Here is a 20,535-nt window from a genome sequence, read left to right on the forward strand (position 1 = left end):
GCTGTCCCGGATTGCGCTTCGCTCCATCCGGGCTACGAACGTGCGACGACAATCAACTCAGTCCTGCGCGACAAAATTCGCCACCGCATCGATCATGGCAGCATCGAGCGGCCGGTCGGGCTGGTTGTAGCTGGCAAGGTCGTCCGCCGCGTCGGTGACATCGACCAGCACATGGTTCATGTCGGGCAGCCACAATGACTTGGCTGCGATGTCGGCGGCGGTGAGCGCGAGGAAGTTGACGCGCGCCAGTTGATGGTCGCGGCCGCCCGCAATGATCAGCGTCGGCCCGGTGATCTTCCGCATCGGATCGATCGGATCCTCGTTGAAGGCGGAGGCCATGCCGGGTTGCATCGACGGCGCGATCGCAAGCCCTGTCGGCGGTGGATCGACGATCTGCCCGGCCATGATGTCGTCGATCGCCTTGGCGAGCGGCGCGTACTTGTCCGCAGGTAGCTGCTTTTCGAGCTGCGCCTTCAGGAGGTCACCCTGCTTGCGCGCCGCCGTCGCCAGCAGCACCAGCCGGTCGACCGGCGCGCGCTGCACGGCGAGCAGTGCGACGAGGCCGCCTTCGCTGTGCCCGGCCACCGCGAGCCGCGAGAATTTGCCGCTTGCGCGCAGGTATTCAATCAGCGACACGGCGTCGTCGACGAAATCCTTGAAGCGAAAATCCTCCGGGCGGCCGAATTCCTTCTTCCAGCCGCCCGCGCCGCGCTTGTCGTAGCGCAGCGTCGCGATGCCGCGCGCCACCAGTTGCTCGGAGAGCTTCTTCAGCGTCGCCGGCTTGAGCTGTGGCCCGTTGCCGTCATGATCGGTTGAGCCGGAGCCGGCGATCAGCAACACGACCGGCGGCTTCACAACGCCGGGCGGAACCGTCAGCACCGCGTCGATCGGGCCGACGCGGATACTGCTCTCGTCGGCTGCCGCGCTCGCCAGCGAAGCGAGCAACAGCAGCAATGAGACGATCGCCGCCCGCATGTCGTGCTAATCGATCTTCCTGGCCTCTTCCGGCAGCATGATCGGGATGCCGTCGCGGATCGGATAGGCGAGCTTGGCGGAACGCGAGATCAGCTCCTGCCGCGCCGCGTCGAATTCCAGCGGCCCTTTGGTGATCGGGCACACCAGGATCTCCAGCAGTTTTGGGTCGGCAGTGCTTTCGAGATGGTCGGGCGTTGAATTCATCGGTGTCTCCGGCTGAGTGTCATCTAGCATATTGGACCACGTGGTGTCATGACGGCGACCTGGTCGCCATCCGCAACAGCTCCTCGAGGACGGCCTGCTGCTTGTCCTGCGGCAGCGCCTGATCGGACAGCGCGTAACCGAGAAACGTCCAGTAAAGAATCTGGGCGCGTGCGCAAGCCACGGCGTCGGGCAGGCCCACCTTCTTCAGCAGGCTCTCGATATAGTCGAGCCGGCGGCGGTCGATCGCCTGCACCGCGGAACGCGCGGCGCCGTCATGTGCAGCCCAGCTCCGCACCGCCCGCTCCAGCGCGAGCTTGCTGATGAAGGTCAGCCGCAGCAGCACCGCGACCGGGTCCTCGCCCTTGGCCGCTTCGATGCCGGCGATGATCTGTTCCGCAGCGACGTCGCGCCAGCGCTTCAGCACCGCGGCGTGGAAGGCGCCGATGTCGGCGAAGTGCCAGTAGAAGCTGCCGCGTGACACGCCCATCGTCTTGGCCAGCGGATCGGCCTTCAGCGCGGTGAAGCCATTCTTCGCCAGGGTCTTCAGACCCAGATCGAGCCAATCCTGCGCCGAGAGCTGATCGGCCATGGTTCCCCCTGTCGTGCCGGCTCGACACCATACACAAGTGTATTGACAGCGGCTAGCGTCGAGACCATAACCATACACTACTGTATGGAGGCCGTCCGATGCGTGATACTCTACTGCAAGGTGCCGGTGTCATCGCGATCATCATCAGCCTGATCCATGGCGTGCTTGGAGAGACGAAGGTCTTCGCCCGCGCCACCGTGGAGCCACCGCGGCTGCGTCTGCTGCTCCGCCTGGTGTGGCAGGCCGGCACGGTCGCGTGGATTGGCGGCGGCGTGCTTCTGGTCGCAGCGTCTGCGATGGCTGACGACGCCGCGCGGCACTGGATCGTGGCCACGCTCGCCGTGGTGTTCGCCTGCGCCGCATTGGCCAACGCCATCGCCACGCGCGGCCGCCATTTCGGCTGGATCGGGATGAGCGCCGTAGTAGCGCTCGCCACCGCCGGCTATTAACGCCATGGAGCCGATCATGGATGATCGTGTCCATCTCAGCATCGCCAACGGCATCGCCGAGGTTCGCCTCAATCGCCCGGCCAAGCTGAACGCCCTCGATCCCGCGATGTTCAGCGCGATCGCGGACGCCGGCGCTCGACTCAAGAACGATCGCAGCATCCGCGCCGTGGTGCTGTCGGGCGAAGGCGAGGCGTTCTGCGCCGGGCTCGACATGGAGCGTCTGGTCGCAACAACCGAAGGCGAATCCATTCTGCCGTTCGCCGACCTTGGCCAGCGCACGCACGGCATCGCCAATTGGGCGCAGCACCTGGTGTGGCTGTGGCGGGAGTTGCCGGTGCCGGTCATCGCCGCGGTTCACGGCATCGCGTACGGCGGCGGCTTCCAGCTCACGCTGGGCGCCGACATCAGATATCTCGCGCCCGATACGCGGCTCGCCATTGTCGAAGCCAAATGGGGCTTGGTGCCGGACATGGCCGGCACGCAGCTAATGCGCCATCTCGCCGGCGAAGATGTCGTCCGCGAGCTGACCTATACCGCCCGCATCTTCTCGGCGCAGGAAGCGCTCGCCTTCGGCCTCGCCACGCGAGTCATGGAGGATCCGCGAGACGCGGCGCTCGCGACCGCACGCATGATCGCAGACCGCAGTCCGGATGCGATCCGCGCCGCCAAGCGGCTGCTCAACCTCGCGGTCGGATGCGATGCGGCGACCGGGCTCGCGGCCGAGACCGCCGCCCAGGCCACGCTGCTCGGCACGCCGAATCATGTCGAGGCCGTCAGGGCCAATCTCGAACATCGCACACCGCAATGGAGCTTCACATGACCGCCGGTCCTGGATTCGATCTGCCACGTCTCATCGCCACCAACGCGTCGGCCGCCCTTAATCGCCTGATCGGGCTCGATGTCGTCGCGGCCGATGACGGCGCGGCTGAGCTGCACATGCCGTGGCGCGACGACTTGACCCAATATGCCGGCCATTTGCACGCCGGGATGATCGCGGCCTTGCTCGATACCGCCTGCGGCTTCGCGGCGGCGACGGTCGTAGGCGCGGTGACGGCATCGCATTTCTCGATGAACTGCCTGAGGCCGGCCGCGGGCCGCCGCTTTGTCGCGAGGGGCCGAACGGTACGCGCCGGGCGCAAGCAAGTATTCGCCCGGGCGGAGCTGTTTGCAGAAAACGACCAGGGTGAACTATCGCTCGTCGCGACCGGCGAGACCGTGCTCGTTCCGCTCGGCGGGTGAGACGATCGGCGCGCCGTATGCGCGCAATCGATGGAGCACTGGACATGACGCTCGTTCTCGTCACAGGAGGCACCGGCCATCTCGGTCGTGACGTCGTCAGCCGGCTGCTTCACGCCGGGCACCGGGTGCGGGTGCTCGCGCGTTCGCCGCGGCCAGGGATGGAGGTCGAATGGGCGATCGGCGATCTCGCGACCGGGGAGGGCGTACAGGCCGCCTTGGAGGGCGTGCACACGGTGATCAATGCGGCGACCTTTTCGCCGATCGCGCGGCGGGGCGGCTTCAGGCCGGTCGATTTCTTCATGTCTCCCTCGGCCGTCGATGTCGAGGGAACCGGTCGGCTGCTGGCGCTGTGCCGCAGCGCAGCGGTGCAGCATTTCCTTCACGTCTCGATCGTTGGCCTGGATGACGCGTCGTTGCCCTATGCCCGCGTGAAGCTCGCGGGCGAGCGCCTGGTCCGCAGCTCGGATCTGCCGTGGTCGGTGGTCCGCGCGATGCCTTTCTACTATCTGCTGGCGAACATGCTCGCCGGACTGTCATGGCTACCGCTCTGGCCGGTGCCCGCGACGATGTTCAATCCGGTCGATACGTCTGACGTCGCCGAGTATCTCGTCAGATGCGCGTTCGACGGACAGCGCGGTGTGCGCGCCGAGATCGGTGGTCCGGATGATCGCGACGGCAGCGCGCTCGCGCGCGACTACCAGAAAGTTCGCGGCATACGCCGGCCCATCCTGCCGATCAGGCTTTCGGAGAAGACGGCGCGCGGCATGGGTTTTGTCGTGAGCCGAGGCGTGCGCGGAACGTTGTCCTGGATGGATTGGTTGAACCAGCGATCGGCCGTGCGTCAAAGCGCGTGAAAAACGCGGTCGCACCGCGATGATACAACGCCGCACCGCCGTCTGGTGCCGGCCATCACCAAATTTATGGGGTCATCAATTTCGCGGCGGATTCGGCTTACGCGCGGATAACCATGCCGCAGAAAGCCCGGAAAAATTATCGAGACGAAAACGCGATCGGACTATCTGTGGAAGCAGACAATCATGAGCCGACCCGATGTACCGTATTTTTACGTGCATATCCGGTGAGCATGACTGGCGGCTGGTTCTGCTTGCCTGCCTCGTGTGCTTCGTCGCCAGCGTTGTTGCCGTCAACATTTTCCACCGGGCGATCGCATCGCAAGCGAGGACGCGTCTGATCTGGATCGCGATCGCGGGTGCGGCAATCGGTTACGGAATCTGGGCGACGCATTTCATCGCCATGCTCGCCTATGAGCCGGGAATCCCGACCGGCTACAGCATCGCGCTGACCGCGCTGTCGCTCGCCGCGGCGATGCTGCTGACGTCCGGCGGCCTCGGCTTTGCCGTCAGCGGGTCGAGCAGTTGGCATGCGCCGATCGGCGGCGCGATTATCGGCGCCGGCATCGCCAGCATGCACTATCTCGGCATGTGGGCGCTCGAAGTGCCGGGCCACGTGGCCTGGTCGATCGACCTCGTCGTCGCCTCGATCGGGTTCGGCGTGCTGTTCGGCTATACCGCGCTGGCGATCGCGGTTCGCTACCAGGATCGTTGGATGACGACCGCCGCCGCGCTGCTGCTGACGCTTGCGATCGTGTCTCATCATTTCACGGCGATGGGCGCCGTCGAGATCGTTCCCGATCCGCGGTTGGCTCCGGACGCGCTGTCGCTCTCTCCCGCTTTCCTTGCCGCGACGATCGCCGGCGTGGCGCTGTCGGTGCTCGGGATGAGCCTGGTTGGCGTGCTCGCGGATCGTCGTCTTGCGCTGCGCACGCACCGTTTCGAGGAAATCATCAACCAGCTCTCGCTCGCACGCCAGCAAGTCGAGGCCTCGCAGCGTGAGTTGCAGGAACAGAAGCTGCGGCTCGATACGGCGATCAACCACATGGGCGAGGGCCTCTGCATGTTCGATGCGGAAAAGCGCCTTGTCGTGTGCAACGAGCGCTATGCCAATATGTACCGGCTACCGCCCGAACTGCTCCGGCCCGGGACGCTCCACCGCGACATCATCACGCATCGCATCGTGAGCGGCATCCTCAAGGGCGAGACCAGCGACAGCGCCGCGACGCAGCGCCTCGCGACGTTGAATGCACTGCCGGCCAACGAGATCAACAGCCGGGTCGACGAGCTTGCCGATGGCCGGCTGATCTGCGTCACCCGCCAGCCGATGATTGGCGGCGGCTGGGTGGCGACACATCTCGACGTCACCGAGCAGCGCCGCTCCGAGGCCAAGATCACCCACATGGCGCAGCACGATGCGCTGACCGACCTGCCCAACCGCGTGCTGCTCAAGGAGCGGATGGCGCAGGCCTTGTCGGTGACGGGTCAGGGCGGGCCGGGCCTTGCGGTGCTGATGCTGGATCTTGATCGCTTCAAGGACATCAACGACACGCTCGGGCATCCCGCCGGTGACGCGCTGCTGCAGGCGGTGGCTGCGCGGCTGCGCCGGTGCGTCAGCGAAACGGCGCTGATCGCCCGTCTCGGCGGCGACGAGTTCGCCGTGATCGACTTCGTGACCGATCCGGTTGCGGACGCAGGCCAACTCGCCGAGAAGATCAGAACGGCGCTCAGTGAAGCCCTCGATCTCGGCCATCATCGGGTGCTCACCACGACCAGTATCGGCATTGCGATCGCACCGCGCGATGGCGCCGATTCGGACGAGATTCTCAGGAGCGCCGATCTCGCGCTCTATTCAGCGAAAAGCCGCGGGCGTGGCTCATACCGCTTCTTCGAACCAGAGCTCGATCAGTTGTTGCAGGCGCGGCGCGGCCTCGAGCGCGACCTGCGCCACGCGCTGCTGAACGGAGAGTTCGAGCTGCACTATCAGCCGTTTATCAACGTCGCGAGCGGCGAGACCAGTGGTTTCGAGGCGCTGCTGCGATGGAATCATCCGCAGCGCGGCATGATCCCGCCGGCAAAGTTCATCCCGCTGGCAGAAGAGACCGGTTTGATCGTGCCGCTCGGGGAATGGGTGTTGCGAACGGCCTGCGCCGAGGCGGCGAAATGGCCCGACGATCTCAAGATCGCGGTCAATCTGTCACCCGCCCAGTTTCGGAGCCATGAGCTGGTCCCGGTCGTGATGCGGGCGCTGGCGAGCGCCGGAATTGCTCCGCAGCGGCTCGAGCTCGAAGTCACCGAGACCGCCATCATCCACGACAGCGAGGCGGTGTTCACGGCGCTCGGCCAGTTGCACGATCTGGGGGTGCGGATCGCGCTCGATGACTTCGGCACGGGGTATTCGTCACTGAGCTTCCTGCAGCGATTTCCATTCGACAAGGTTAAGATCGACCGCAGCTTCGTCTCCGAATTGTCCGCGGCGACAGACGAATCGCGCCGGATTGCGCGTGCGGTGGTCCGGTTCGCCGTCAGCCTCGGCAAGACGACGACAGCCGAGGGCGTCGAAACCCGGGAGCAGTTCGACATCCTCCGCGACGATGCCTGCGCGGAGGTGCAGGGCTTCCACTTCAGTCCGCCGGTGCAGGGCGCCAGGGTCGCGCAGATGATCGCTGAACGGGCGCCGGCGACGGTGGAATACCCCATCGTTCCTCGCCGTGTCGTCGCGGGCGCTGCGTCCTGACCGCGGGCCAAACGGCAAATCGGGCCGCGTGAGGCGTAAGGCCGCATCGGACCGCCAGATGCTGGTTTGCATGCGGAGACTACTGCGGTTTTCGCAGCGACTAGAATCTCTCTAATGCACGCGAAGCCGCGCGCCACATTGACTTCGTCGTCACCTCCGCGTCCTTCGGTTTCCGCGCCGTGCGCGGCGCATGTCGCGCGTCATTGAAACCGGGAGGAGTTGTCCGTGAAGGTCATTCGAAGTGCAGTGCTCGCCGTGTCTGTGCTGGGGCTAATGGGATCGGCGGCGTTTGCCGACGGCTACAAGAACTGCACGAAGCTCGACAAGTCCTCATGGAAGCCGGCGAGCGAAGCTGAAGCCAAGGCCAAGGCGATGGGCTACGAGGTGCGCCGCTCCAAGATCGAGGGCTCCTGCTACGAAGTGTACGGTGTCAAGGATGGCAAGCTGTACGAGTTGTTCTACAGCCCCGAAGATCTCAGCCTGAAGCACACGATCGCGAAGTGAATTGAGGTTGATGCCAGAGACGGCGCCAGGACCGCACGATCCGTCCGCGCAGCGCACCGCGTCGCGGACGGTGCAGGTCTGGGATCTGCCGCTGCGGCTCTGGCATTGGGCCCTCGCGGCTCTTGTCCTGATCGCGTGGTTCACGCCGAACAGCCACGACCGGCTGCACCGGCTGGCCGGCTACAGCGTGATCGCTCTGCTGGCGTTCCGGCTGATCTGGGGCTTCGCCGGCACGCGGTATTCGCGGTTCACGATGCTGGCCGCGAGACTACGCGCGGCGCCACGCTACATCTGGAATCTGCGCCGCGGCGTCACCGGCCGCTATATCGGGCTCAATCCTGCCGGCTCTGCAATGCTGGTGGCGTTGCTGACGCTGCTCGCGATTTCGGCGATCACGGGTGCGATGCAGGTCACCGTGACCTTCTTCGGCGTCTGGTGGGTCGAGGACACCCATGCCTATGCCTCGGATGCGGTCGCCATCCTGGTTGTGTTGCACGTCTTGGGTGTAGCCGTGATGGGCATTCTTCAGCGCCAGAACCTGGTGCGAGCGATGATCACAGGACGGAAGCTGATCCGCAGCCGCTAAGAAGCGGCGCCGCTCCGCGAGCCTCCGATTAGTTTTTTCTTATTCTAATTCCAAAGTGGAGAAATTCTAACCGTCGTCTGCCTCTTGGATGGTCTGAAACGTACCGAAATACTTCTCAGTGGTGTTAGGTGCGCCCAATTGTCGCGGACTTTCGTGTCCGCGGACCAGGAGGGGCGCGCATGCTGTCACAGCCTTACACGGACTTGGAAGCGTCGAAATTCGGGCCGGGCTTTCGAACGCGAGCCGCGCTGCTCGCGGCGACCGCGCTGTCAATCTTCACCAGCAGCAGCGCTTTTGCGGCAGACGATGGTGCGAACGAGGCGCTGCTCAAAAAGCTCGACAAGATGGAGCGGCGCATCGAAGCGCTCGAAGCCGAGCTGAAGCAGAAGGACAGCCGCCTGCAAGCCGACGCCCGCACCAAGTCCTCAGCGCGGCCGGCCTCGGTTCGCAGCGCCAACGCCACGGCATCGTCGACTGACGCAAAGCAGGCGCCGGGCGCCAAGCAGGAAGCGAACGGAGCCAAGGGCAAGCCCGTGGCCCAATCCGGGGAGACGCCGGCCAAGCCGATGCTGAATCTCCCGCCGCTGCCGGCGGCGGGAGACAAGCCGATTCTCGGGGTGGCGGACTCACCTGTGCCTGGCCTCAGCATAGGCGCGTATGGCGAGGTCAAGTTCGGTTCGGTGCAAAATCCGGCTGCCAACGGCCAGTGGCAGAACGGCTTCGATGCGCAACGCCTCGTCCTGTTGCCGACCTACGCGATTACGCCGAACATCATCTTCAACGCTGAGATCGAGTTCGAGCATGCCGGTTCGGGTTTTGACAACGACGACAAGCTGCACGGCACCGCCGAGATCGAGCAGCTCTGGGTCGATTTCAAGATCCTCGACCAATTCAATTGGCGCGCGCCCGGCATCGATCTCGTGCCGATCGGCTACATCAATCAGCATCACGAGCCGACGCAATTCTACAGCGTGAACCGGCCCGAACTGTACAACGGCCTCATTCCATCGACATGGAAGGTGCCGTCGAGCAGTGTCTACGGCACCATCAGCGAGGATCTGAAGTATCAGGTGATGGTCAGCACCAGCAACGAGGACTTCGGCGATTCCTTCGACAACCGTACCGACGCCAGGACGGTGCCGCCTCCCGGAACGCCCTACATCGCAGGGATCGACGGCCTGAACGGGCTTGGGTTCTCCAGGCCTCCGCTCGGAGACTTCCAGCAACTCAACAACGCTGTGGCCGTCTCCGGACGCCTCGACGTCACGCCGACGGTCCTGCCCGGCTTCGCCGGAAGCGTGAGCGCGTACTACTCGCCGAACACGACTCCGCGCGGGGCTCATGACGATTTCGGCAATTTCCTCGGCCACTCGAGCCTGACGATATTCGACGCCGAATTCCGCTACCGTGTCCCCGACACCGGGCTCGAGCTGCGCGGCGAATATGTCCGCGCGGAATTCGGGCATCCGGAGAATTTGCGTGCCAACAACGATTCCGACCCGACCAACAATGTCGGCAGGACGATGTACGGCTATTCCGGCGAGATCGCCTATCATGTGCCGCTCGGCACCATTCTGAACAGCGAATGGGAGGCGGTGCCGTTCTATCGCTATACCTACCAGAACCTGCAGACCGGCGGCTTTGCCGGTACCGATGCCAACCTGCCGACCGGCGCCGGTCAGCGACAGTTCCACACTGCCGGATTTGCGCTCTTCCCATCACCGAAGATCGCACTGAAGGCGACCTATCAGCACGTGATTGACAAGAGCATCACCGGTGCGATGTCGGATTCATTCCTCGGTGGTGTCGGCTTCTTCTTCTGAGATCGGTGCAGCGCCCGGGACGGGCGCCACTGCAAGGCAACAAACGATGGGAGTCGCGTGAAAGATGACGTGGGTTCGATATACGCTGCCGGCGGCGGCACTCGTGTCGATTGCTTCGCCCGCCTATGCCGTTCAATACCTGTCGATCGAGGAGGCGCAAAAGCAGGCATTTCCATCGGCGACGCACTTTACTGAAGTCCAGGCGGGACGCGTCTGGAAGGCCGAAGCCGGCGGCAAGGTCGCGGGCTTCTTCGTCTTCGACCGGGTCATCGGCAAGCACCTGTACATCGATTATGCGGTGGCGCTGACGCCGGGCGGCGCAGTGCACAAGGTCGAAATCCTGCAGTACCGGGAATCCTATGGCGGCGAGATCAGAAGTCCGAGCTGGCTGGCGCAATTCGTCGGGAAGACCAGTGGCAGCGCACTGAAGATCAACGGCGACATCAGGAATATCTCCGGCGCGACGCTGTCATCGACGCATGTGACCGATGGTGTGAAGAGGATCCTGACCGCCTATGCCAATCGCCTTCGATAGAATTCGCCGCGCGCGGCCGCTGCTGGGCACCTTCGTCGAGATCGAGGTCGCGGCCGGACCGGATAGGGCTGCCGCCATCGACGCCGCATTCGATGCGGTCGCCGAAGTTCATCGGCTGATGAGTTTTCACCAGCGCGACAGCGACGTCAGCCGCATCAATCGGAACGCTGGCATTCGCCCGACGCGCGTCCATGCCTGGACGTTCCAGGTGCTGGAGGCAGCGCTTAGGATGCATCGATGCTCCAAGGGTGTTTTCGATGTTGCCGTCGCGCCTGCGCTGCAGGCCATGGGTCTGCTCCCTGGATTGGACGACGCGCCGATCACCGTGCCCGAGGGTCGCCTCACCGAGGCGATCGAGCTTTCGCCCGACCACACCGTGCGCCTTCTATCACCGGCAATCGCGATCGACCTCGGTGGGATCGCCAAGGGCTTTGCCGTCGATCGTGCAATCGAGGTGTTGCGCGGCTTCGATATTCCGGGCGGGCTGGTCAATGCCGGCGGCGATCTTCGGGTGTTCGGACAAGGGTCGCACACGGTCCATCTGCGCCATCCGGGCGACCCGCTCCGCTTGCTCGCCCGCATCGAGTTGACCAATGAGGCGCTGGCGTCGACGGCGCGTCGATTCGATCTGATTGATGGAGCGGCTCCGGGAGTATCGGCGATCATCGATCCCTTGACCGGCAAGCCGCCGGGCGACATTGCCGGTGCCACGGTCCGGGCGCCGTCATGCATGATCGCCGATGCGCTCACGAAAGTCGTCATGATCTCCGGAACCGGCGCTGGCGACGTGCTCACGCATTACGGAGCGAGCGCCTTGTTGATCTCGGCCGACGGGGAGATGCAGATCACGTCCGACTGGCCCCAGGCGGTGCACCTTGCGGCTTAAGCGTCCATTTCGCTATTCCATCTACGCGACGTTCGCGGTGCTGCTGCTGACAGGCGCCTGCTGGCTCGTGGCGGATTGGCAAAAGAACATCGCGGGCGACGAGATCTGGCAGCAGACCGCGGCCACTATGCTGATGGTGCACGGCGGGGCCGCCATGCTGGCGTTATTGCTACTGGGCGCTCTCATTCCCGTGCACTTGCTGCGCGCCTGGCGGAGCCGGAAGAATCGCATTTCCGGATCGATGATGGCGACGTTCAACGCCGTCCTGATCGTGACGGCCTTTGGGTTGTATTACCTTGGATCGGAGGAGGTGCGGCCCTGGATAAGCTGGATCCACCTCACAGCGGGATTTGCCCTCTCCCTGATGCTTCCGCTCCACATCTGGCTGGGTCGACGGGAGTTGTGGTGAGAGGCCTCACTGCACCGGCGGGTCGCCGCTGGTGCGCTTCTTGGCGAGATCCATCTCGGTGACCGCGATCAGGATCTCGGCGCGGGTCTTCAGGTCGGGCGCCTCGAGCATCGCCTGCTTCTCGGCGGGACCATAGGGCGACATCATCGCCAGCGCGTTGACCAGCGCCTCGTTGGGTGCGGCCTCGATGCCTTCCCAGTCGACCTTCAGATTGTTGGCTTCCAGAAAATCTGCGAGCACCTCGAGCAGCGCCTTGCGGTCGACCGCCTCCTCGCCCTTGCGCGCAGTGAAGTCGTTCGTGAAGGAGAAGAAATCGACCTTGCACTGCCGGTAGGGCGTCTGCACGGTCAGCTCCTCGATCACCTTGAAGCGTGCGACACCAGTCAGCTCGAGGATGTAGCGGCCGTCGCCGGATTCGGCGAGCTGAGTGATCCGGCCGGCGCAGCCGACGCGGAACAGCACCGGGTTGGCCTCATTCGGCGAATGCGTGACGTCGGGTTGAATCATCCCGATCAGGCGGTGGCCGTCGCGCAGCGCGTCGTCAACCATCGCGAGATAGCGCGGTTCGAAGATATTCAGCGGCATCTGGCCACGCGGCAGCAACAGCGCGCCGGGCAACGGGAATACCGGGATCACTTCGGGAAGCTCGGCGGGCCCGCGGTATTCGGCGTTGATCGGCATCTGCAGTTCCGCTGTTACAGGCGCGGCCTGGGCATGATCCGGAGCGGGTTATCGCGGCTTTCCGACAGGATCACGCCCACACAACAATCCCAACCGCGCGTCGACCTGCGCTCTAGGAGAACAGGATGGTCGACAACCGCTTGCGGCCCTCGACCGTTGCCTCGTCGGCGCCGCCCCACGCCTCGAACAACTGCACGAGCTGCTTGCGCGCGCCGTCGTCGTTCCACTTGCGGTCACGCTTGACGATGGCGAGCAGTTGCTCGGTCGCCTCAGCGCGCTTGCCCATCGCGTTCAGCGCGGTCGCGAGATCGAACCGGGCCTGATGATCGAGCGGGTTTGCGGCGACTTTCTGTTCGAGCTCGGCGATCGGGCCGACTGACTGCGCTTGCTCGGCGAGATCGATCGCGGCCTGCACCGCCTTCACCGCGGCGTCGTTGCGCTTGGATTCCGGAACCATGGCGAGGGTCTGCTTGGCCTGCTCCATGGCCCCCGTCGTGACATAGCACTTGGCGAGGCCGGCCAGCGCCGCGATGTTGGTGGCGTCGTGCGCCAGCACTTCGGCGTAGATCTGCGCGGCCGCGGCGGCGTCACCGTCGGCGAGCACGGCTTCGGCTTCCTTCAGGATCTCGGCGAGATCGGGTTCGCCCGCGGCAGGCACGCCCTTGGTGATCTTCTCGATGAAGGCATTGACCTGGCTTTCCGGTACCGCCCCCATAAAGCCGTCGGCCGGCTGGCCGTTGACGAAGGCGATCACGGCCGGGATCGACTGGATGCCCATCTGGCCGGGGATCGCCGGGTGGTCGTCGATGTTCATCTTGACCAGCTTGACCCGGCCCTTGGCATTGCGGACCGCTTTCTCCAGCATCGGCGTAAGCTGACGGCACGGACCGCACCAAGGCGCCCAGAAGTCGATCAGGACCGGCTGACGGCGCGATTCCTCGATGACATCCTTGACGAAGGTCTGGGTCGTCGTTTCCTTGATCAGATCTGGCGCTGCCTGGGGCGTTGAGCCGCCCTGCTCCATTATCGTCACGTTGTCCTCGCCTGGTCTTGAATGAGGTCAGAAAATCCGGGGGCGTTCTAGCACGCTCCGCGTGGCCGGTTCAGCCGTTCTGTCTGGCTAAATGGCGGCCGGACGACAAATTTCAATCGTTTGCCGGACGCCCCGTTCCCTCGGAGATCGGGTGGGTTTTGGCCACGCGGCGGTCGAACATCGCGCTGTCGAGGCAATCCGGGAAGAGCACCATGGCCAAGGCCTATTACAGCACCGTGTTCGAGCAGCCAGCCGGCGAGGTATGGAAAATCATCCGCGATTTCAACAACTACGCGGTCTGGGTCCAGGGCGAGGGAACGAGCGAAATCGAGGACGGCAAGTCCGGCGACACCATTGGAGCGGTGCGCAACGTGGTCTACCAGGGGCGGCGGATTCGGCAGCGGCTGCTGGCGCAATCCGATATCGACTGCTTTCAATCTTACGAATTCGCCGGCCCGCCGACCCTGCCGCTGACCGATTTTTCCGCCACCTTGCGGGTCACCCCGGTCGTCGACGGCAACCGCGCCTTCGTCGAATGGTGGGCGATCTTTGATTGCGAGCCGGAGCGCCGCGCCGAACTGACCCGGACCTTGGCGGGCTGGTTCGAGACCTGGCTCGAATTGCTCCGCGATGCGATGGCGGTCTGAGGCCGGTTCCCGGTCCAAAAGCAAAGAAATCATGATGAGGAGCGGTTTCGGGCCGATTCGAGCTCAATTTTTAAGGAAACCGAGCGATTTCATCGCGTCTTGACCGCGCTCTTGTGTTGCATTCGCCCAAAGCATTTGGCATAGGTCTGCCGTTGCCGGCGAGCAATCGCCGCCATCTCGGACGCGGGTGTAGCTCAGTGGTAGAGCACGACCTTGCCAAGGTCGGGGTCGAGGGTTCGAGCCCCTTCGCCCGCTCCAGAGTTTCTCGCTGACCGAGCTGACAGTCTGATGAAGGCCCGCCACCGCAGCGGGCTTTTTTGTTTCCGAGCGAGAGCTCCGATCTCTGCCTGGAGCGGACACGGAGCCCATGAATAAATGAAAGCTCGATAAGCGAGGCGCAGACTCATCGCTCGCGTCCCGGCTGGCTTGCTTTCGGAGACACGACGATGGCGCCAGCACTGAGGTGATGATCGTCGGCGAGCGCTCCCTGCCGGACGCCATCACCTCGCATTCGTCCATCAAATAGGAACGGCCGCACGCCACTCGTGCTGGCAGCGGCGGACGTCTGCGATTGTCCGAGCTTGGTATCTTGCGCATTGGCCGCGGTCGCCGCCAGTGCCAATCCAAACGCGATTGCCAGTTTCGACATGGCGGGTTTCTCCCCTTGAGAGTTGGAGTAACGCGCGGCGACACGACACGGTTTCGGTGAGCGTGGGTGACGAACTGGGCGCCAGGATGGCGGGCAGATCGTCGTGGCCGCCAGCGGCCGGCGAGTGGCTTTCCTTCTGGCGGCGAATCTCAGTCGCGGCCGCCTCATACGCGCAACCGCTGCTCCGCGGTTGCGCAGGCGATCCGTGCGCTACAGACGTTAGCTTCATCAGCATATTGCGTTGCAGCGCGCGTGCCTCTTCGCGAGCACATCGCGCGCGCAAATTTCGCCTCAACCTGTTTTGACTACGGTGCACCCGATGCATCCGCTTCTCAGCGTCGTCGGATGTGCTACCATTTTGCCGTCTGACCTACCTTCCAGACCGCCACAATCATCTCACAGGGCGTTCAAAACCAATAACAGGGCAAGCTGCAACGGCTTGCATAGGGGAGTGACGCGATGAAATCGGCTTTCAATCGATCAATACTTGCGTTCGCGGCGATCGCGCTGCTGGCGGGGACGACCTTCGCCACTGCGCAGCAACAGACAGACAAGAATCGTCCGTTGAAGAAATACGAATCCGGCACCAAGGAATTCTGGACGCATCCGCCGGATGACTGGTTCCTCGGCGATGAGACCGAGGCGCAGAAGGGCCTTGCGCCGCCCTCCGGTCCGCCCACCGGCTCCTCCGACTCCGAGCTCGCGGCGACGATCAAGAAGATCAAGCTGCCGCCCGGCTTCAAGATCGAGGTCTATGCGTCGAACGTGCTCGCCGCCCGCCAGATGGCGTGGGGCGACAAGGGCACGCTGTTTGTCGGCTCGTTCGGTCTCGGCAACGTCTATGCGATCAAGGACAACAACGGCAAGAAAGAGGTCAAGACGATCCTCAAGGGCCTCAACATGCCGACCGGGCTCGCCTTCAAGGACGGCGCGCTCTACGTCATCGCGGTCGACAAGCTGATCAAGTACGACAACGCCGAGGCCAATCTCGACAATCTCGGCCAGGGTAAGGTGGTGTATGACGACATGCCGTCCTATGCGGCGCATGGCTGGAAATACATCGCCGTCGACAAGGATGGCTGGTTCTACATTCCGTTCGGCCCGCCCTTCAACATCGGCATTCCACCGACCAGCGTGTCGCAGATCCGCCGCGTCGATCCGAAGACCGGCAACGCGGAGATCTGGGCGCTCGGCGTACGCAACTCCGTCGGTGGCGACGTCGATCCGCGCACCGGCAAATACTGGTTCACCGAAAATGCGCGCGACTGGATCAGCGACGATCTGCCGAGCGACAAGCTCAACATGATCGACAAGATCGGCGAGCACTTCGGCTATCCCTATTGCCACCAGGGCAATCTGCCGGATCCGAAGTTCGCGATGGGCCACAAGTGCTCGGAGTTCACGCCGCCGGCGCTCAATCTCGGCGCTCACGTGGCTCCGCTCGGCATGAAGTTCTATACCGGCAGCCAATTCCCGGCCGACTACAAGAACAACATCCTGATCGCCGAGCACGGCTCCTGGAATCGGCACAAGTACCAGGGCGCCCGCATCGTGCGCGTGATCGTCGGGCCTGACGGCAAGAACGCCAAGCAGGAGGTGTTCGCCTCCGGCTGGATCGAGGGCGATCAGGGCTATCTCGGCCGTCCCGCCGACATCCTGCTTGACAAGGACGGCTCGATCCTCGTCGCCGACGACTGGGCCGGTGCGATCTATCGCATCAGCTACAGCAAGAAGTAACGGCTGAACTGGTGTGAGGCTGCGGCCGCCGCATAGGCAGCCGCGGCCTCTCTTGTCGCCGCGGAACCACCTCGTCACGCCCGGACTTGATCCGGGCATCCATCCAAAAAATCCTTGAGCAAGCCCGATGGATTGCCGGGTCAAACCCGGCAATGACAGCCGGAGAAACTGACAATGCGAGTGACGTCGTTTGCAATGCTAACCGCGGCAATTCTCCTCGGCTCGTCAGCCCACGCCGCCGATGTTGCCGCCGGCAAGCAGAAGGCCGAACTCTGTGTCGGCTGTCACGGCGAGAACGGCATCTCGCAAATGGAGAACATTCCCTCGCTCGCGGGTCAGCTCGACCAGTATATCCAGTGGCAGCTCGTGTTCTTCCGCGCCGGCGCGCGCAAGAACGAGCAGATGCAGCCGATCGTCGAGCAGCTTAACAACGAGGACATCCGCAACCTCGGCGCCTATTTCGCCTCGCTCACGCCGTTCAAGGGCGGCAAGGACGACAATCCGGACTTGTCGGAGAAGGGAAAGCAGGCGGCCGCCGGCCGCCGCTGCGCCTCATGCCACACCGACACGTTCGTCGGCACCAAGGCGGTCGCTCGCATCGCCGGGCAGCGCGAGGACTATCTCGTGAAGGCGCTGCACGACTACAAGTCCGGCCAGCGTTCCGGCGGCGCCCAGGCTGTGATGGCCGACGTGGCGTATCCGTTGAGCGATGAGGAGATCACCGCGCTGGCGCATTATCTGGCGCATCTCTAGCCACGACAATGGTGTTGTCCCTGCGAAAGCAGGGACCCATAACCACAGGCGCCATTTGTTTCGAAAAATGGCAACCCATACTTCCTCAAACCGATAGGCCGCGGCGTATGGGTCCCGGCTTTCGCCGGGACGACGCGGGGGAAGTCATCCCCGCTGCTTCTCATACGCCTTCAGATGCGTGTACGCCGTGCGCAGCTTCGGCACCGGGATCTTGGCCGCATCCGCGCGCACGATCAGGTCGCCGATCACGTGGTCGGCCTCGACCGGCAGCCCGGCCTTGATGTCGCGGAACATCGACGCGGTCATCGGCGAGCCCTCGGTGGTGAGCAGTCCGCGGGTGCGCTGGAAGAACGGGCCGCCCGGCATATGGCCGGCGTCGGCCGCGATCGCGCTGCATTCGTCGAGGATGCCGAGCAGGAAGTCCTTGCCCCCGGGCGCGGCGAGGATGTTGCCGACCGAAGTTCGCATCAGGCATGTGGAGGCGGCGAGTGAGGCGAGGAACACCCACTTCTCCCACATGTCCTGCATGATGTGGTCGCTGGCGGCCGCACCGTTGATGACCGAGAAGGTATCCGCGATCGCGCGCACCCGATCCGATATCCCACCGGCGCGCTCGCTGAAATTCAGCGACTGCATCGGTTGAAGCTGCACCACCTCGCGCGCCTCGTTCAGCGTAGCCGCGATCGCGCAGAGCCCGCCGAGCACATGGGATGCACCGAATCGCTCGTCGAGCGCGTCAAGGTGCAGCAGGCCGTTAAGCAGCGGAATGATCGCGGTCTTGTCGCCGACTGCCGGCGCAAAGGACTTGATCGCATCGTCGAGATCGAATGCCTTGCAGCTCAGCAGCACCACGTCGAATGTCTCGGAGAGCTTGTCGGCCTGCACGGTCGGCGGATTCTTCAGCGTGACGTCGCCGTTCGGGCTCTTGATCACCAGTCCAGCCGAGGCCAGCTCGGACGCGCGCTTGGGGCGCACCAGGAAGGTGACGTCGCGGCCGGCTTCAAGCATCCGGCCGCCGAAATATCCGCCGATCGCACCGGCGCCGACCACGAGAACGCGCATGGGATTTAGTCCTTCTTTGTTGTCGCCCAGGGAGGCGGGCGAATAGCGAATGGGAGTGGCGAATAGAAAGGGATATTAGTCGGCTCTACTCGCTATTCGCCATTCGCTCATCTCACTTTCCCGACACCATTTCCTCGACTTCGCGGAGCTGCTCCTTGCCGAAGAACATCTCGTTGCCGACGAAGAAGGTCGGTGAGCCAAACGCGCCGTGCTCGACCGCCGACTGCGTGTTGGCGATCAGCTTCGCCTTCACGTCCGCCTCTTGCGCGCGGGCGAACAGCTTGGCGGCGTCGAGGCCGGACGAGGCGATGGCTTTGCCGGCGATGTCGGGATCGTCCATCTTCTTCGGCTCGACCCACATGTGATGGAAGGCGGCCTCGATATATGTCTCGTACACGCCCTCGAGCTGGGCGGCGACCGCCGCGCGCATCAGGTTCAGCGTGTTGACCGGGAAGAACGGGTTCCAGGTGTAGGGCTTGACGTTGAAGCGCTTGAGAAAGCGTTCTGTCTCGATCTTCTGGAATTCGGGCTTGTTCTTGACGCCGGCGAGCGTCTCGGCCGGCGACTTGTTGTTGGTGGCCTTGAAGATGCCGCCGAGCAGGATCGGCACATATTCGAATTTGACGCCGGTGCGCTGCTCGATCGCCGGGATCGCCTCATGGCTGAGGAAGGCGTTGGGACTGCCGAAATCGAACAGGAATTGCGGGTTCTGGCTCACGGCGTTTCTCCCTCGGCCCGTGGTAGCATGGACCTGCTGTCGCAGGCAGCATCAGCAGAATATGATAGTCATCATGTGAGTCGCGGCGTGCGATGTCAAATCAGACGCTTGATCGTCTGCTTGCGCCATACCAGGCCGTAATAGGCCATCTGCAGCACAAACATGGTCGCAAACGTGACCGGATAGGCGATCCAGACGCCCCGGACGCCGATCGCGCGGCTAAGCAGGGTGGCAACCGGCACCTCCACGAGGGCAATCGCGACGACCGAGATGAGCAGCGGCATCCACACCGTGCCGCCGGCACGCATCGCCCCGGAAAACGCCGTCGCCATGCCGAACAGCACGATGCTCCAGAGCACGATGTGAAGCAGCTCCTCGGCGAGGACGAGCACCGCGGCGTCGACGATGAAGAACCCCATCAAGGGCCGCGCGAACAAGTAGCCGAGCACGACCAGTCCGCCGGTGAGGGCAAGGTTCATCTCGAGACCGGTCCTGACGATGGCGCCGACCCGCTCGGGGGTGCCGCGGCCGATCGCCTGCGCGCCAAAGATCGACACGGTGATCGCGATCGAGATCGCCGGAAACTGCACATAGCCGATCACCTGGTTGACCGCGCCATAGGCGGCGGTGGCGTCCGAGCCGAAGCCGTTGACGAGGCCGAGCAGCACGAGCTCGGCGAGCGAGATCACGACCATGCCGATCGCGGTCGGAATGCCGAGCCGCAGCACGATGCGCAGCAATGTGCCGTTGGGCCGCATCGCGCGCAGAAATGCGACGTCGAACGCCAGCGCATGGCGCCGCCGCAGCATGTGGATGTGCAGCCACAGCAGCGTGACCACCCCCGAGACCGCGGAGGCAACCGCGGCGCTAGCGACGCCGAGCATCGGCAGGCCGAGCCAGCCGCGGATCAGCGCCGGCGTCACCACGAGACCCATGATGGTTGAGACCGTCAGCGCGAGCAGCGGCGTCACGGTGTCGCCGACGGCGCGCATCATTGCCGTCAGCAGCAGGAACGCGAAGGTCGCGGGCATGAAGATCATCATGATCCGCGCGTAGGACACCGCGGCGTCAAGGATGTCGGGCGGCGTGGCGAGCGCGATCAGAAGCGGCCGGGTGAAGACGCCGCCGAGCATCGCGATCGCAGCCGCCAGCAGCAGCGTCACCGTCATGGTCGTCCCGGCGACTGCCTTGACGCGATCAGGCTCGCCGGCGCCCCAGGCCTGGCCGATCATCACTGACGCGCCCGCACTCAGGCCGATGACGAAGGCGATGAAGAAGAACATCACCGGGAAGAACACGGATACCGCCGCGAGCGCGTCGACGCCGATCATCTGGCCGAGATAGACGCCGTTGATGGTGCCGAACAACGATTGCAGCACGTTGCTCAGCAACATCGGTGCGAGGAAGAACAGGAAGGCTTTGCGCAGCGACGGAGGCTTGGACACGTTCAGTTTCCGGGACAGGAGTT

The 20,535-nt window shown here is 64.0% G+C and carries 23 protein-coding genes and 1 tRNA gene; 15 read left to right on the forward strand and 9 right to left on the reverse strand.

What is annotated here, in order from left to right; translation table 11 throughout:
- Window positions 1–57 precede the first annotated feature (57 nt).
- From P6U25_RS01115 to P6U25_RS01125, 3 genes are read right to left on the reverse strand one after another with little or no spacing between them, the layout of a single operon-like run.
- Window positions 58–975 (reverse strand): alpha/beta hydrolase family protein, encoded by a 918-nt coding sequence (locus P6U25_RS01115; protein ID WP_407149609.1) that lies wholly within the window; start codon window positions 973–975, stop codon window positions 58–60.
- A 6-nt stretch (window positions 976–981) separates the two neighbouring features.
- Complete coding sequence (locus P6U25_RS01120; protein ID WP_407149610.1) at window positions 982–1,179, reverse strand: Trm112 family protein; 198 nt, start codon at window positions 1,177–1,179, stop codon at window positions 982–984.
- Window positions 1,180–1,225: 46 nt separating this feature from the next.
- Window positions 1,226–1,768 (reverse strand): TetR/AcrR family transcriptional regulator, encoded by a 543-nt coding sequence (locus P6U25_RS01125; RefSeq protein ID WP_407149611.1) that lies wholly within the window; start codon window positions 1,766–1,768, stop codon window positions 1,226–1,228.
- Between the two features lie 98 nt (window positions 1,769–1,866).
- Between P6U25_RS01125 and P6U25_RS01130 the strand changes: the two genes are divergently transcribed.
- The 11 genes from P6U25_RS01130 (at window position 1,867) to P6U25_RS01180 (ending at window position 11,787) form a co-directional block, all read left to right on the forward strand.
- The gene (locus P6U25_RS01130) at window positions 1,867–2,217 is read left to right on the forward strand and encodes a hypothetical protein (protein WP_407149612.1); all 351 of its coding nucleotides are present in this window, start codon (window positions 1,867–1,869) and stop codon (window positions 2,215–2,217) included.
- A 16-nt stretch (window positions 2,218–2,233) separates the two neighbouring features.
- Entirely contained in the window at window positions 2,234–3,037 is an 804-nt protein-coding gene (locus P6U25_RS01135; RefSeq protein ID WP_407149613.1) for a crotonase/enoyl-CoA hydratase family protein, read from the forward strand.
- A complete protein-coding gene (locus tag P6U25_RS01140) occupies window positions 3,034–3,456 on the forward strand; it encodes a PaaI family thioesterase (RefSeq protein WP_407149614.1) in 423 nt (140 codons plus the stop codon). Before P6U25_RS01135 ends, P6U25_RS01140 begins: the two co-directional genes overlap by 4 nt.
- A gap of 44 nt (window positions 3,457–3,500) precedes the next feature.
- Window positions 3,501–4,310: an SDR family oxidoreductase gene (locus tag P6U25_RS01145; protein WP_407149615.1), complete on the forward strand. Its 810-nt coding sequence runs from the start codon at window positions 3,501–3,503 to the stop codon at window positions 4,308–4,310.
- Window positions 4,311–4,506: 196 nt separating this feature from the next.
- A complete protein-coding gene (locus tag P6U25_RS01150; RefSeq protein ID WP_407149616.1) occupies window positions 4,507–7,044 on the forward strand; it encodes an EAL domain-containing protein in 2,538 nt (845 codons plus the stop codon).
- A gap of 225 nt (window positions 7,045–7,269) precedes the next feature.
- Complete coding sequence (locus tag P6U25_RS01155) at window positions 7,270–7,548, forward strand: PepSY domain-containing protein (RefSeq protein ID WP_407149617.1); 279 nt, start codon at window positions 7,270–7,272, stop codon at window positions 7,546–7,548.
- Between the two features lie 10 nt (window positions 7,549–7,558).
- Entirely contained in the window at window positions 7,559–8,134 is a 576-nt protein-coding gene (locus tag P6U25_RS01160) for a cytochrome b/b6 domain-containing protein (protein WP_407149618.1), read from the forward strand.
- Window positions 8,135–8,313: 179 nt separating this feature from the next.
- Complete coding sequence (locus tag P6U25_RS01165; protein ID WP_407149619.1) at window positions 8,314–9,957, forward strand: hypothetical protein; 1,644 nt, start codon at window positions 8,314–8,316, stop codon at window positions 9,955–9,957.
- Window positions 9,958–10,021: 64 nt separating this feature from the next.
- Window positions 10,022–10,492 (forward strand): FMN-binding protein, encoded by a 471-nt coding sequence (locus tag P6U25_RS01170; RefSeq protein ID WP_407149620.1) that lies wholly within the window; start codon window positions 10,022–10,024, stop codon window positions 10,490–10,492.
- On the forward strand, window positions 10,473–11,378 hold the full coding sequence (locus P6U25_RS01175; protein WP_407149621.1) for an FAD:protein FMN transferase: 906 nt from the start codon (window positions 10,473–10,475) through the stop codon (window positions 11,376–11,378). Before P6U25_RS01170 ends, P6U25_RS01175 begins: the two co-directional genes overlap by 20 nt.
- A complete protein-coding gene (locus P6U25_RS01180; protein WP_407149623.1) occupies window positions 11,368–11,787 on the forward strand; it encodes a hypothetical protein in 420 nt (139 codons plus the stop codon). Before P6U25_RS01175 ends, P6U25_RS01180 begins: the two co-directional genes overlap by 11 nt.
- 6 nt (window positions 11,788–11,793) lie before the next feature.
- On the opposite strand, the gene P6U25_RS01185 is transcribed toward P6U25_RS01180, so the two are convergent.
- Both P6U25_RS01185 and trxA read right to left on the reverse strand, forming a co-directional pair.
- A complete protein-coding gene (locus P6U25_RS01185) occupies window positions 11,794–12,468 on the reverse strand; it encodes an LON peptidase substrate-binding domain-containing protein (protein WP_407149624.1) in 675 nt (224 codons plus the stop codon).
- 112 nt (window positions 12,469–12,580) lie between these two features.
- The gene (gene trxA, locus P6U25_RS01190; RefSeq protein WP_407149625.1) at window positions 12,581–13,501 is read right to left on the reverse strand and encodes a thioredoxin; all 921 of its coding nucleotides are present in this window, start codon (window positions 13,499–13,501) and stop codon (window positions 12,581–12,583) included.
- Window positions 13,502–13,713: 212 nt separating this feature from the next.
- Here trxA and P6U25_RS01195 point away from each other — a divergent pair, with 212 nt between their 5' ends.
- Together P6U25_RS01195 and P6U25_RS01200 are read left to right on the forward strand one after the other, a co-directional pair.
- Window positions 13,714–14,148: an SRPBCC family protein gene (locus tag P6U25_RS01195; protein WP_407149626.1), complete on the forward strand. Its 435-nt coding sequence runs from the start codon at window positions 13,714–13,716 to the stop codon at window positions 14,146–14,148.
- 183 nt (window positions 14,149–14,331) lie between these two features.
- Window positions 14,332–14,406: transfer RNA gene (locus P6U25_RS01200), tRNA-Gly, on the forward strand.
- A 145-nt stretch (window positions 14,407–14,551) separates the two neighbouring features.
- Here P6U25_RS01200 and P6U25_RS01205 read toward each other — a convergent pair.
- Entirely contained in the window at window positions 14,552–14,797 is a 246-nt protein-coding gene (locus P6U25_RS01205; RefSeq protein ID WP_407149627.1) for a hypothetical protein, read from the reverse strand.
- Between the two features lie 459 nt (window positions 14,798–15,256).
- On the opposite strand from P6U25_RS01205, the gene P6U25_RS01210 reads away from it, so the two are divergent.
- Together P6U25_RS01210 and P6U25_RS01215 are read left to right on the forward strand one after the other, a co-directional pair.
- Window positions 15,257–16,534, forward strand: coding sequence for a PQQ-dependent sugar dehydrogenase (locus P6U25_RS01210; protein ID WP_407149628.1), 1,278 nt, complete (start codon window positions 15,257–15,259; stop codon window positions 16,532–16,534).
- A gap of 174 nt (window positions 16,535–16,708) precedes the next feature.
- Window positions 16,709–17,287, forward strand: coding sequence for a c-type cytochrome (locus P6U25_RS01215; protein WP_407149629.1), 579 nt, complete (start codon window positions 16,709–16,711; stop codon window positions 17,285–17,287).
- Between the two features lie 144 nt (window positions 17,288–17,431).
- Here the strand turns inward: P6U25_RS01215 and panE are convergent, their stop codons facing one another.
- The 3 genes from panE to P6U25_RS01230 all read right to left on the reverse strand — a co-directional run bounded on the left by panE (window position 17,432) and on the right by P6U25_RS01230 (window position 20,518).
- Complete coding sequence (panE, locus tag P6U25_RS01220) at window positions 17,432–18,349, reverse strand: 2-dehydropantoate 2-reductase (protein WP_407149630.1); 918 nt, start codon at window positions 18,347–18,349, stop codon at window positions 17,432–17,434.
- Window positions 18,350–18,461: 112 nt separating this feature from the next.
- Window positions 18,462–19,067, reverse strand: a complete 606-nt coding sequence (locus P6U25_RS01225; RefSeq protein ID WP_407149631.1) for a 2-hydroxychromene-2-carboxylate isomerase — start codon at window positions 19,065–19,067, stop codon at window positions 18,462–18,464.
- Between the two features lie 95 nt (window positions 19,068–19,162).
- Complete coding sequence (locus P6U25_RS01230; RefSeq protein ID WP_407152722.1) at window positions 19,163–20,518, reverse strand: MATE family efflux transporter; 1,356 nt, start codon at window positions 20,516–20,518, stop codon at window positions 19,163–19,165.
- Between the last annotated feature and the right edge of the window lie 17 nt (window positions 20,519–20,535).

The organism is Bradyrhizobium sp. ORS 86 (genome assembly GCF_045571475.1).
In the GTDB taxonomy this organism is placed as follows: Bacteria; Pseudomonadota; Alphaproteobacteria; order Rhizobiales; family Xanthobacteraceae; genus Bradyrhizobium.